The organism is Pedobacter sp. 10L46_2 (genome assembly GCF_056395165.1).
The window spans coordinates 1-13,441 of record NZ_JBFTIZ010000100.1 but is presented as its reverse complement, the minus strand read 5'-3'; the positions used below and the strand labels follow the sequence as shown (position 1 = coordinate 13,441).

10 protein-coding genes are annotated in these 13,441 nt (G+C 39.8%); all 10 read left to right on the top strand.

Annotated features, from left to right (window positions below):
* Positions 1-1,161, top strand: a 1,161-nt coding sequence (locus tag AC1DDX_RS12845) for a SusC/RagA family TonB-linked outer membrane protein (RefSeq protein WP_477622120.1), incomplete at its 5' end; no start/stop codon positions are given.
* Positions 1,162-1,171: 10 nt separating this feature from the next.
* A complete protein-coding gene (locus AC1DDX_RS12840; protein WP_288882388.1) occupies positions 1,172-2,701 on the top strand; it encodes a RagB/SusD family nutrient uptake outer membrane protein in 1,530 nt (509 codons plus the stop codon).
* 10 nt (positions 2,702-2,711) lie between these two features.
* Positions 2,712-3,776: a glycoside hydrolase family 43 protein gene (locus tag AC1DDX_RS12835; RefSeq protein ID WP_288882390.1), complete on the top strand. Its 1,065-nt coding sequence runs from the start codon at positions 2,712-2,714 to the stop codon at positions 3,774-3,776.
* The gene (locus AC1DDX_RS12830) at positions 3,773-5,833 is read left to right on the top strand and encodes a family 43 glycosylhydrolase (RefSeq protein ID WP_337715129.1); all 2,061 of its coding nucleotides are present in this window, start codon (positions 3,773-3,775) and stop codon (positions 5,831-5,833) included. Before AC1DDX_RS12835 ends, AC1DDX_RS12830 begins: the two co-directional genes overlap by 4 nt.
* A 65-nt stretch (positions 5,834-5,898) precedes the next feature.
* The gene (locus tag AC1DDX_RS12825; protein ID WP_172663771.1) at positions 5,899-7,002 is read left to right on the top strand and encodes a cellulase family glycosylhydrolase; all 1,104 of its coding nucleotides are present in this window, start codon (positions 5,899-5,901) and stop codon (positions 7,000-7,002) included.
* A gap of 389 nt (positions 7,003-7,391) precedes the next feature.
* Entirely contained in the window at positions 7,392-8,735 is a 1,344-nt protein-coding gene (locus tag AC1DDX_RS12820; protein ID WP_337715127.1) for a MutS-related protein, read from the top strand.
* A gap of 96 nt (positions 8,736-8,831) precedes the next feature.
* On the top strand, positions 8,832-10,082 hold the full coding sequence (gene fabF, locus AC1DDX_RS12815; protein WP_477622119.1) for a beta-ketoacyl-ACP synthase II: 1,251 nt from the start codon (positions 8,832-8,834) through the stop codon (positions 10,080-10,082).
* A 349-nt stretch (positions 10,083-10,431) separates the two neighbouring features.
* Positions 10,432-12,060, top strand: a complete 1,629-nt coding sequence (locus AC1DDX_RS12810; protein WP_288880533.1) for an acyl-CoA carboxylase subunit beta — start codon at positions 10,432-10,434, stop codon at positions 12,058-12,060.
* Positions 12,061-12,166: 106 nt separating this feature from the next.
* Positions 12,167-12,937 (top strand): NAD(P)/FAD-dependent oxidoreductase, encoded by a 771-nt coding sequence (locus tag AC1DDX_RS12805; RefSeq protein WP_477622118.1) that lies wholly within the window; start codon positions 12,167-12,169, stop codon positions 12,935-12,937.
* A gap of 118 nt (positions 12,938-13,055) precedes the next feature.
* On the top strand, positions 13,056-13,441 hold a 386-nt coding region (locus AC1DDX_RS12800; RefSeq protein ID WP_477622117.1), incomplete at its 3' end, for a glycoside hydrolase family 20 zincin-like fold domain-containing protein.

Genomic DNA, 13,441 nt, shown 5'->3' with positions numbered 1-13,441 from the left:
AACTATGGAACTTTAGGAAGCAGTGATATTGGTGCATATGAATATATGGCCTTTGTTAATACCTTCTCTGCAATTCCAATGGGGCCAAACCAAAATCTTCAGTCAGGTTCAACTCAGGTACAGCTTGCAAACAGGGATTTGCACTGGGAAGAAGTAACTCAGCAAAATTATGGTATTGATGCTGCTTTTCTTCACAACAAACTTTCAATCAGTGCTGAATACTTTATTTCAAAAACAGACGGAGTATTAATCCGCTACCCATTGCTTATTTCTACTGGTAATGATGGAGGAAATCCTTTTGTAAACGGTGGTATATTAGGTAACAGAGGGTTTGAGTTTACTGCATCATATGTCGAAAACTCAAGTGAATTTAAATACAATGTTACTGCAAACTTAACCACGTTAAATAATAAAGTACTGGGTTTGGGCTATAACAAGAACAAAACTTTTGTCGGCAATACGGTTACCGAAGTTGGTCAGCCAATTGGTATGTGGTATGTACTGCAAACAGATGGTCTGTTCCAGAATGCAAACGAAGTCGCTAGTTATAAAAATGCAAATGGTAAAGTTATTCAGCCTGCTGCTCAGCCTGGTGATATTCGTTATAAGGATAACGATGGTGACGGTGAAATCACAAATAAAGATAAAGTAGTTGTAGGGAGTCCATGGGCCGATTATGAGTTGGGTTTAAACATCGGGGCCGCATATAAAGGGTTTGAATTTTCTATGGACTGGTTTGGTTCTTTTGGCTCAAAAGTGTTTAACGGACCAAGAAGTGTAATGGATAACTTCTCAGACAATTCTAACTATCGCGCCGGTGTTCAACCATGGACTCCTGAAAATCCTAACACAAGTGTACCTCGCGCTTTTTATAGCAGTACCATCAATGCCAGGGGCGATACCGATCGTTGGTTGGAAAATGGAAGTTTCGCACGTATGAAATACATTGGTATCTCTTATAATATCCCAAATACACTATTAAAAAGAATAGGATTTAATAATGCTAAGGTGATTCTCTCCGGACAAAATCTGATCACTATCACTAAGTATACAGGACTGGATCCTGAATTTAGTAACGGAAGTGTTTTTGAAAAAGGATTTGACTTTGGTGCATTTCCTAACTTAAGAACAGTATCTCTTGGTTTAAACTTCGGATTTTAATATTAGAAACATGAAAAAGATAATTTCAAAAATATTAGTGCTTAGTGCACTCGTCCTGATGTTCTCCTGTAAAAAGTCATTGTTAGATCAGGACAACCCAAATACATTAACAGTTGACCAGTTCTGGAAAACTGAAAGCGATGCCCAAAAGGGTGTAAATGCAGCATATGCCATGTTTTACCAAAATGGTGGGTGGAACAGGTGGATTTATTTCAGACTGGATTTAACTTCTGATGAAGGATGGAGCAACAGTCCGTGGACTGAGCTTGGCGATTGGACCCGTTTCCAGTATATCAATTACAATTTCTGGGAAGGTAATGTGAACACTTACAGAGATACTTATAAGGCAATTTTCAGGTGTAATCAGGTATTGACCTATGTGCCGGAAATTCCTTTTGCAGATGCCAAAAAGAAAGCAGAAATACTTGCACAAGCTAAGTTCCTGAGAGGGTTTTATTACTATTACGCCGCTATATTGTGGGAGAACTTTCCTATTGTAACCACCATTCAAACACCAACAGATTTGCCTGCACAAAGCTCTTTAGCTCAGGTTTGGGCACAGGTAGAAAAAGACCTTACAGAGGCAAGCGCTGACCTGCCAGAACAATGGACCGGAGGTGAGATTGGGCGTGCTACAAAAGGCGCAGCACAAGCATTGCTAGGTAAAGCACTGATGCAACAACATAAATGGGCCGATGCTAAAACCGCTTTTGACTATCTTGTAACTGGTGCAGGAAAAAATTATTATGATCTTGTTGATTATAAAGATAACTTCAGAGCAGAAAACGAAAATAACAAGGAGTCTGTATTTGAAATTCAATTTTCTGATGTCAATAAATCTGCAGAAGGTGACGGGCCAAGTGCAAATGTGGGTAGTAATCGTGCTCAATTTTTTGCACCTAGAAGTATAGGGTGGTCAGATGGACAAGCCAGATTCTGGTTGGTTAATGAGTTTAAAAAAGAGAAAACTACTGATAATAAAATTGATCCAAGGTTAAGATATACCTTGTTCTACCCTGGTCTTGAAGCTGATTTTGGCGATAAGACTTATGGCAGAAGCTGGGAGTGGGGTGCTGATGAAGCCTGGTTCAAAAAATACTCACGTGACTATATGCGCAGTAATGAAGATTATTTTAATCAGGTTAACAACAGGGTAATTCGCTTTGCCGATGTTTTACTGATGTATGCAGAAGCATTGAATGAGCTTGGGCAAACTGCGGATGCTTATCAATACGTAAACCGTGTACGTACCAGGGTAAACATGGCTGGCCTGGCTACTGCATATCCTGCAATTGGTAACAATAAAGACCTCTTCAGAGAGCGATTGAAAGTAGAGCGAAGCTTAGAACTTTGTGGTGAAAGTGTTAGATGGGCCGATTTAAAAAGATGGGGTGACCTTGACAACAAAGCGAATGTAGATAAAGTTGCATTACGCGACCCCGACTTTAAGAATTTCGTTGTAGGAAAACACATCAGATTGCCATTGCCACAGGTCGAAGTAGACAATAACACTAACCTTTCACAGAACCCTAATTATTAATTCAGAAACTATGTTTTTAAGAAGTGTAACCATTATTCTGCTATTGCAAGCCGTAGTTGGTTGTAGCAAGAGCCAGAAAAAGTCTGAACCTGATAAAGACAAGCCTGCGCCTGCTATAACCACTTTCACAAATCCCCTGCTCAGCAGCGGACCAGATCCATGGGTTATCAGAAAGGATGGGTATTATTATTACATGAATACCCAGGGAACTCAGGTTTCTATACGTAAAACAAAAGCCCTTTCACAGTTAAGCAGGGCTGAAGTTACCGTGGCTTATAAAGCACCTGTATCAGGTGCAGATTCAAAGAATATATGGGCACCCGAACTACATTTTCTGAACAACAAATGGTACATCTATTATACTGCCGGATCTTCTGGAGATTTATCTACCCAGCGCATGTTTGTGCTGGAAAACAGTAATGTCGATCCTACAAAAGGTAGCTGGGTTGTAAAAGGACAGATAAAGGATAACAATGCTGATTTCTTTGCCATAGATGCTACGGTGTACTCCAGCAATGGTAAAAATTACATTATCTGGAGCGGACATATTTCAGCAACTGATAATACACAGCGATTATATATTGCCCAGTTAGCCGATGAACCATGGAAAATGGCTACACCAAGAGCAGAGATTTCTACTCCAACATACGACTGGGAAAAGATAGGTTTACCTCATGTAAATGAAGGGCCCGAAATCCTAACCAACAAGAATGGAAGAACCTTTCTGATCTTTTCGGCCAGTGGTTGCTGGACAGATGATTATTCTTTGGGTATGATTAGTTTAAAAGAGAACGGCGATCCACTGAAGCCGGCAGATTGGACCAAAACAGATAAACCGGTGTTTACTAAGAAACCGGAAAGCGGAGCTTATGGCCCAGGCCATAACAGCTTTTTTAAATCACCAGACGGAACGGAAGATTGGATTCTTTATCATGCTAATCCCAGAGCGGGGTTAGCATGTTCTAACGACCGTAGCCCACGGATGCAGAAGTTTACCTGGAATGCCGATGGAACACCAAATTTTGGTGAACCTGTAAAGATCGATACGCCAATCCTAAAACCTTCAGGTGAATGAGAGTAGTTATCCAAATCTGTACTATAGTACAATTCTGCGCACTGCTGTCTTTTGGCTGCGGTAAAAAGAACGAAACGGTTAGTGTTCCACAAAAACCATCCGTTAAAAGCCATATCGAATGGGATTATAATACCTTAAAAAAGGTCTCCTCATCTGCCGCAGGCGAAAGGTATTGCGGATATGCCAGGATGATTCAATTGCACGATCAATCGCTCTTAGCCATATATGAGGCCGATGGAAATATTGTTAGTGTCAAAAGTGCCGATCTGGGAGCGACCTGGTCGGCACCTGTTTCAGTTGCACAACGCGCCAATGGCACAAATATGTCTGTACCAGATATATTGGAATTAAAGGATCATTCCTTACTGGCTTGTTATAACCCAAGACCGTACGACATTTCTCCTTCCAGAAAATTTGGTATCCGCACCAAGAAAAGCTATGATGGCGGACTCACCTGGAAAGACGAGAAACTGCTTTATGAGGCAGGGTATGAATTTAAAAATGGATGTTGGGAGCCATCAGCAGTGCAATTGCCCAATGGGGAAATTCAATTGTACTTTGCTAATGAGGGAGACTACCTAAATTCCGATGAGCAGAATATTTCCATGCTACGTTCCAGCGATAACGGACAAACATGGACTGAAAAACCTCAAATTGTAAGTTTCAGAGCAGGGAAACGAGATGGTATGCCGGTGCCTCTATTGCTTAGCAATGGAAAAGAGATCGCTTTTGCTATAGAAGACAATGGCTTTGACGCATTTAAACCTTACATCATCAGAAATACTTTAAAAGACAATTGGGCAAGCACTGTAGATGCTGGCAGCGCCAACCGAAGCTACGCCCTGGCAGATAAAATTGCCGATAATATCTATGCAGGCGCACCTTATTTAAGGCAATTGAAAACCGGCGAAACCATACTTTCTTATCAAGGTACCGAAGGGCGTATCAATAAAATGGAATTTGCAGATATGAAGGTGGTTATCGGAGATGATGAAGCACGTAATTTCAATAGAAAATCTACACCATTCATTATCCCGGCAAACAAGTCGTGCTTGTGGAGTAGTGTAGCTGTTTTAAACGACAACACCATTGTTGCGGTAACCAGCACAAATGCCTATTCTAACCATTCCGAAATCTGGATGATAAAAGGACGTTTGGTGCAAGATCCTATAGCACTTGCCGATCCTACCATATTCCTGGATAACGACAAGTATTACTTGTATGGCACTAGTAGTGATAAGGGCTTTGAAGTATATGAGTCGTCAGATTTAAAGAACTGGAAAGGCCCTGTAGGTAAAAGCAACGGTTTCGCCCTTGTAAAAGGAGAATCTTTTGGGAGTAAAGGCTTTTGGGCACCACAGGTTTTTAAACACAAAAATGCCTATTACATGGCTTACACCGCTGATGAACAGATTGCAATAGCGAAAAGCGATAGTCCACTAGGGCCCTTCAAGCAAGAGCAGATAAAGTCGCTGTCTGGTATTGGCAAACAGATTGATCCCTTTGTGTACTTCGATACCGACGGTAAAACCTATATGTACCATGTAAAGCTTAAAGAAGGCAACAGGATTTTTGTTTCAGAGATGAAATCTGATCTTTCTGATGTATTGCAGGAAACCACCAAAGAGTGTATTAGCGGAGTGCTTCCATGGGAAAACACTGAGAAAACAGATTGGCCGGTTACCGAAGGGCCAACAGTAATAAAACATAAGAATTTGTATTACCTGATCTATTCTGCAAATGACTTTCGCAATAAGGATTACGCAGTAGGTTATGCCACTTCAACTTCGCCTATGGGGCCATGGAAAAAATATGCAGGCAGTCCGATCATAAGCAGAGAGAAACTAAAGCAAAATGGAACGGGGCATGGCGATTTGTTTACCGATAAAGCCGGAAATTACAAATATGTAATGCATACTCATCATTCTGCTACAAAAGTATCACCACGGTCAACCGGAATTATAGATGTAAAGTTTGCTAAAGGCGATGAAGCTGATGTGCTGCAAGCCGATGAATCGACATTTAAACTTCTTTTTACTGGTGCCGAAACCAAATAAAAACACCACATTTAATAAACATACAGAATGAACAAATCACTAAATTATAACTAGAACCTTTTAAAATGAGAAATCTAAAAACCTATTATCTAGCACTATGCTTGCTTGGGCTCGCGTTTCAGTCGTGCGTACAAAAACCAGCAGATCAAACTTCACAAACAGAACAAAAGCCAAGAGAAATATGGACTGTAGAACAGGCCAATAAATGGTATGAGCAATGGGGCTGGTTAAGAGGTAGCGACTTTATACCAAGTACTGCAATCAATCAATTAGAAATGTGGCAAAAGGAAACTTTTGACCCGACAACTATTGATAAGGAACTGGGTTATGCTGAAGGAATTGGCATGAACTCAATGCGCGTTTACCTGCATCATGCTGCCTGGCAACAAGATAAAGATGGCTTCAAAGGAAGGGTAAAACAATATTTAGATATCGCCGATAAGCACCATATCTCTACCTTGTTTGTGCTATTTGATGATTGCTGGAATCCAACTTTTAAAACCGGAAAACAACCGGAACCAAAAATTGGTATTCACAATTCCGGCTGGGTAAGAGACCCGGGAGATCTGTATTATCAGGACTCTACGCTTGTAGATACGCTTGAAACTTATGTTAAAGATGTACTAACAACGTTTAAAGATGACAAACGCATTGTACTTTGGGATCTTTACAACGAACCTGGAAATTCAAACTACGGCAACAAAAGCATGGATCTGCTTAAAAAAGTATTTGAATGGGGCCGTACAGTTAACCCTAGTCAGCCGCTTTCTGTAGGGGTATGGAAATTAGATTTGAAAGAACTTTCAGATTATCAGATTCAGAATTCTGATGTAACCACTTATCATAATTATGGCGATGTAAAGGATCACCAAAAATGGATTGATACCCTTAGAAGTGTTTCTAAACGCCCGCTTATCTGTACTGAATATATGGCAAGATCAAGAAACAGCTTATTCAGCAACATCATGCCTATCCTTAAAAAAGAAAATATTGGTGCTTACAACTGGGGCTTGGTGGCAGGAAAAACCAATACTATTTACGCATGGGATAGCCCAATGCCTGATGGAAAAGAACCTAAACTATGGTTTCATGATATTTTCAGAAAAGACGGTAGCCCGTATAAAAAAGCAGAAGTTGATTCTATAAAAATGCTTACCGGAAAGCAGTAAGCGTTTATTAAAATTCAGTTACCTAGGCCGTTGTTGTTTACGACGGTCTTGGTTCTTTAATGCGGTCGTCATCTCGACGATAGGAGAGATCTCTTGATTATGCCAATTTGCTTTGTAGCTATTTAAAGGTCAGAGATCTCTCCTATCGTGGAGATGACGACCTTTAAGCTACCTCTTATTGGGCTTAATCAAGGCAGATTAAGGACTGGGAGCAGATTGCGTCGGAAAACATGCATCTTTTCCCGAACCAGTCCCGAACCAGTCTCGAACCAGCGTTAACGCAGGCCATACCAAGCTTCATAGAAGCCCCATAGTTGATCATAAAATAAATGCACTTAAAAAGCATAAAATGTTGTAAGTTCATTGATGAAAATCAACATGTTTTGTGAATGGTTCCATTTGATATAGATAATCAAACTTTAAACGATCTCGAGATATTTGAAAGTGCCGCTAGTGAAAAGTGCATTTTCTCTTTTTTCGACTTCAGCTCAACCATAGGAGGGAAAGAGAAGTTAAGGAGCCTTTTTAATCATCCTCAAACTGATATTCAGATAATTGAAGAGAGAAAAAATCTTATCCAATATCTGTTGAAGTATAATAAAACTATAGCCTTCGATAAGGAATCGCTTGATTTTATTGAGTTCTACTTACGTCAAAATGATAAGCCCAACCAGCCGGCTGCTATAGATATTATAGGGGTTACTTCCAGATTTTTCTTTAAGAACAATCAGCAACAGTATTTAAGACAACGCGGGGCTCAGGAAGTATTAAAGCTGATCCATTTGTTGTATGACTTTTGCAGCGAATTAATTATTGAGAACGCTCCTGAACTACTAAAATCACTCCACAATAAAGTTCATGGAATGATAGAGAGGCAAGCAGACATTAAGCACCATAATCAAATAAGACCTCACACTTTTAAACTCTTTGATTTAGAGAAATACGATTTTATAATCAGAAATTCAGAGGTCACAGAAATTAAGGAACTTCTGGGAATTTGTTATTCGTTAGATGCCTATTTATCAGTTGCAAAATCTGCAAGAACTTACGGCTTGTCATTTCCTGTATTCAATTCTTCAAAGGAGAGATCAATTGTAATTAAAGGGGTATTTCATTTATTTGTGAAGCACCCAATACCCAATAACATCGATTTCAGTACTGATAAAAATGTTTGTTTTATTACGGGAGTGAATATGGCAGGGAAATCGACCTTGCTAAAATCTATTGCAATATCCATATATCTAGCCCATTTGGGCTTTCCTGTTCCTGCAGAAAGTATGGAGACCAGCATTTTTGATGGCCTCATTACTACGATCAATCTTTCAGATAATTTGAATCAGGGATATAGCCATTTTTATAACGAGGTATTAAGAGTAAAGCAAGTTGCACAAAAAGTAACCACATCTAACAATATGGTGGTTATATTTGATGAGCTGTTTAGAGGAACGAATGTAAAAGATGCCTACGATGCTTCACTTTCAATCATAACAGCATTTAGCCAGATCAGAGGGAGCTTTTTTGTTATTTCAACACATATTGTTGAAGTGGCTAAAGAGCTAAATGATAACAGTAATATTAATTTCCGCTTTTTGGAAACCAGGATAATAGATGGGAAACCCATGTTTACTCATGAGCTGAAAGAGGGTATAACTGATGAACGCATGGGCATGTGGATAATTGAAAATGAGGGGATAATGGAAATATTGAACAATATGACACATTGTAACAAATAAATGCCCACCAGATTTAAGTATTTATGGTAATTTTGCAAAAGAAATAACTCGGTGAGTTTAAACAAACGCACCGCTAAATATAAAATAGAAGTGAATATGAAAAGAGTAGTAGTAACAGGTTTAGGTGCTGTAACCCCGGTGGGAAATACAGTAAAAGAATTTTGGGACAATATAGTTGCCGGTAAAAGTGGCGCAGCTAAAATAACAAAATTTGATACCTCAAAATTCAAAACCAACTTTGCTGCTGAAGTGAAAAACTTTGATGCCGAAGCCTATATTGATAAAAAAGAAATCAAAAAATATGATTTGTATACTCAGTTCGCTATTGCAGCCAGCGATCAGGCCATCAAAGACTCAGGATTAGACTTTACAACAATGCCTGAAATTGAACGCTATGAAGTGGGTGTGATTTGGGGATCTGGAAATGGTGGTATCGGTACTTTTGAAGAGCAATTGAAAGAGTATCATCTTGGTGATGGAACTCCTAGATTTAGCCCTTATTTTATCCCTAAAATGATTGTTGATATTGCCGCTGGTGTAATTTCAATACGCAATAAACTCCATGGTCCTAATTATGCTACTGTTTCGGCATGTGCATCTTCTAACACTGCAATTATCAGCGCTTTTGATTCTATCCGTTTAGGCAAGGCCAACATTATGGTAGCGGGTGGTTCCGAGGCCGGTATTACTGAATCTTCAGTAGGTGGTTTTAACTCAGCACATGCTTTATCAAAAAGAAATGATGATCCTGAAACTGCTTCGCGTCCGTTTGATGTAGACAGAGRTGGCTTTGTAATTGGTGAAGGCGCTGGTGCTTTGATTTTGGAAGAACTCGAGCATGCCCAAAAAAGAGGTGCACATATCTATGCAGAAATTGTTGGTGGTGGTATGGCAGCTGATGCTTATCACCTTACTGGTACGCCACCGGATGGTTTAGGGGCATCTTTAGGTATTTCTAAAGCACTTGCTGATGCAGGGATAACTCCTGATAAAATTGATTATATCAATGCTCACGCAACTTCTACAGGTTTAGGAGACGCTGGAGAATTAAACGGAATTAAAAAAATATTTGGCGATTTGCCTGTTAAAATTAGTGCAACCAAATCTATGACCGGTCATTTACTTGGTGGTGCTGGTGCTATAGAAAGTATAATCAGTATTCTTGCCATCAGAGATGGAATTATTCCGGGAACTATCAACACTAGAAATCTTGATCCTGCAATTCCCGAAGGCTTAAATATTGTATTAGGTAAATCTATTCACCAGCCTGTTAATTACGTGCTGAACAACACATTTGGTTTCGGTGGTCACACTGCAACTTCTGTGTTTAAAAAGTATGAAGCATAGTAAATAATTAATTGTTTTTTACGTAGGGTGGTATTTCTAACTTTGCAATAATCGTCTTTCTTGTAAAGACGATTATTGTGTAAATTGTCTTTACAAGAAAGACGATTTTGTCTATGGAGCGATGAATATGGCTGAACAATCGTATCTTTTTAAAAGGACTACTTAAAGCTGCCGGTTATTGTAAGGCTAAGGAAGCATGGGTTATCACGCTCGAAGAAGAAGAATTAACCATAGATGGTGTACATATTCTAATAATGCCAGCTTGGAAATGGATGTTATAGTTTTACCTCTATACCAAAGCCCGAATTGGACTTTTGTTCTCCTAATAATAAAGATTTAACTTGCCTGTATGAACATAGAATTCAATAAGAATGAAGACGTTAATAAACAGTCAGTTTATGACTTAAAAACCCGGCTCAAAAAGATATATAAAGGTGGGGGAGAGAAGAACGCTGCTAAACAAAAGGACAAGGGTAAATTATTGGCAAGAGAACGCATCTCTTACCTGATAGATAAAGAAAGTCAGTTTTTAGAAATTGGTGCTTTTGCGGCAGATGAAATGTATGCTGAGCAGGGTGGTTGTCCATCGGCCGGTGTGGTTTGCGGTATCGGATATGTATCGGGCAGGCAATGTATGATTGTTGCGAACGACGCTACCGTAAAAGCAGGTGCCTGGTTTCCTATGACTGCTAAGAAAAATCTTAGGGCGCAGGAAATTGCAATGGAAAACAGACTGCCGGTAATCTATCTGGTTGATAGCGCCGGTGTTTATTTGCCTATGCAGGATGAGATTTTTCCTGATAAGGAACATTTCGGACGAATGTTTAGAAACAACGCGATCATGTCGGCCGATGGGATTGTTCAAATTGCTGCAATAATGGGCTCATGTGTGGCTGGTGGTGCTTATTTACCGATCATGAGCGACGAAGCAATGATTGTTGATGGCACAGGTTCTGTGTTCCTGGCAGGGTCATATCTTGTTAAATCGGCAATTGGCGAAGATGTGGATAATGAAACCCTGGGTGGAGCCACTACCCATTGTGAAATATCTGGTGTAACCGATTATAAGCATCCTAATGATCAGGCTTGTTTAGATAGCATTCGTAACATCATGAGCATGCTGGGTGCACCACAAGTAGCCGGATTTGATAGAATTAAGCCAGCTTTACCTAAGCTCGATCCTGAACAAATTTATGGAATACTGCCGGAAAACAGAGAAAAGCCTTATGATATGCTCGAGGTAGTTCAACGCTTGGTAGATAACTCTGAATTTGAAGAATACAAGAAATTGTATGGACAGAGCATCATCTGCGGATTAGGTCGTATTGATGGCTGGGCGGTTGGTATAGTTGCCAATCAGCGTAAAGTTGTTAAATCCAAAAAAGGGGAGATGCAGTTCGGGGGAGTAATTTATTCTGATAGTGCTGATAAGGCAACACGGTTTATCATGAATTGCAACCAGAAAAAAATCCCTTTGGTGTTTTTACAGGATGTTACCGGCTTTATGGTAGGCAGCAGATCTGAGCATGGAGGCATCATTAAAGATGGTGCAAAAATGGTAAACGCGGTTGCAAACTCCGTTGTGCCTAAGTTTACCATTGTAATAGGAAACTCTTATGGTGCCGGTAATTATGCCATGTGTGGTAAAGCATATGATCCGCGATTGATTTATGCCTGGCCAAGTGCTAAAATTGCAGTTATGGGTGGCTCGCAGGCCGCTAAAGTGTTGTTGCAGATTCAGGAAGCATCACTAAAAGCAAAAGGAGAGGTGATTACACCGGAAAAAGAAGAAGAACTGTTAAAAGAAATTACCGATAGGTATGACAGTCAAACTACTCCTTATTATGCTGCGGCAAGGTTATGGGTTGATGGCGTTATTGACCCTTCAGAAACCAGAAAAGTAATTTCTATGGGTATAGAAGCGGCCAATCAATCGCCTATAAAGAAGCAGTTTAACGTAGGTGTTATCCAGACTTAGGCGGAATTATAATCTGGAAATCACAATGTTGCGTTTGTTGTGCGCTAGCGTTTGACGGATAGCGGGATAAAGCGTAATTTTGTACTTTAATAAGAAAGAAACATATATGTCAGAAGAAATAGAACACGTTCAATGTTTAATTATAGGTTCAGGTCCGGCAGGATATACTGCTGCAATTTATGCAGCCCGTGCTGATCTTAAGCCAGTTATGTATACTGGTATGGAACCTGGTGGTCAATTAACGCAGACTACTGATGTTGATAATTTCCCAGGATACCCGGGTGGCATTATGGGCCCTGAGATGATGGAAGATTTCCGTAAACAAGCAGAACGTTTTGGAACTGATATCCGTTTTGGATATGTAAGTTCTGTAGACTTTTCATCTTTGCCTCACAAAGTAGTTGTTGATGAAATTAAAACCATCACAGCTGATACTGTAATTATCTCGACAGGTGCCACAGCTAAGTGGCTTGGTTTGCCTAGTGAACAACAATATAATGGTTTTGGTGTATCGGCATGTGCGGTATGCGACGGATTTTTCTTTAAAGGACAGGACGTAGCGATAGTTGGTGCTGGTGATACTGCTGCCGAAGAGGCTACTTACCTTGCAAAGCTTTGTAAAAAAGTATACATGACCATTGGCCATAAACCTAATACCGATATCTTTAAAGGATGGTTGGATATGGATGAAACTGGTTATTTAAAAACAATCCCTGGAACTTCTAAAACCAACATAGAAGGTGTTTTTGCCAGTGGAGATGTTCAGGATCATTATTATCGCCAGGCAGTTACAGCCGCTGGTTCTGGTTGTATGGCGGCTTTAGATGCAGAGCGTTATCTGGCGGCAAAAGAACACGAAGTAAAAGAAGTGTTGTAAGTATCATTTTAATAGAAATATGGGCAGAATCGTATGATTCTGCCTTTTTTTTGCCCGCCTTTCTCTAAGATTTTTTTATCTTGGGGCTTGATTTAAAATAAATTATTTAACCTAACACATGAAAAGATTATTATCAGTTGCTCTCGTGGCATTTATGTCTGTGGGTGCATTTGCGCAAACAGATGCCAATATGGGCATTATTCCTGCCCCCGTTTCGGTAGTAAAGAAAAGCGGAGCCTTTAAATTGGACAAAACTGTTGTATTGATGTCTGCAGATGCAGCCAATGCAAAGATGGCAGATTTGCTAAACGCTTCTATTACCACGAAGGCAGGATTTGCACTTAGAGAAACAAAGGCTATAAAAGCCAATGAAAGAGCAATTGTATTAACCTCGGCAGGGGCTGATAAATTACCTGCAGAAGGTTATACTATTGATATTACTGATAAAAAAATCACTGTAACAGGTAAAGATGCAGGATTGTTCTATGCAGTTCAGTCTATGAT

Coding starts and splice junctions, on each gene's coding strand:
- AC1DDX_RS12840 (WP_288882388.1), top strand. CDS start 1,172: ATGAAAAAGATAATTTCAAAAATATTAGTGCTTAGTGCACTCGTCCTG.
- AC1DDX_RS12835 (WP_288882390.1), top strand. CDS start 2,712: ATGTTTTTAAGAAGTGTAACCATTATTCTGCTATTGCAAGCCGTAGTT.
- AC1DDX_RS12830 (WP_337715129.1), top strand. CDS start 3,773: ATGAGAGTAGTTATCCAAATCTGTACTATAGTACAATTCTGCGCACTG.
- AC1DDX_RS12825 (WP_172663771.1), top strand. CDS start 5,899: ATGAGAAATCTAAAAACCTATTATCTAGCACTATGCTTGCTTGGGCTC.
- AC1DDX_RS12820 (WP_337715127.1), top strand. CDS start 7,392: ATGGTTCCATTTGATATAGATAATCAAACTTTAAACGATCTCGAGATA.
- AC1DDX_RS12810 (WP_288880533.1), top strand. CDS start 10,432: ATGAACATAGAATTCAATAAGAATGAAGACGTTAATAAACAGTCAGTT.
- AC1DDX_RS12805 (WP_477622118.1), top strand. CDS start 12,167: ATGTCAGAAGAAATAGAACACGTTCAATGTTTAATTATAGGTTCAGGT.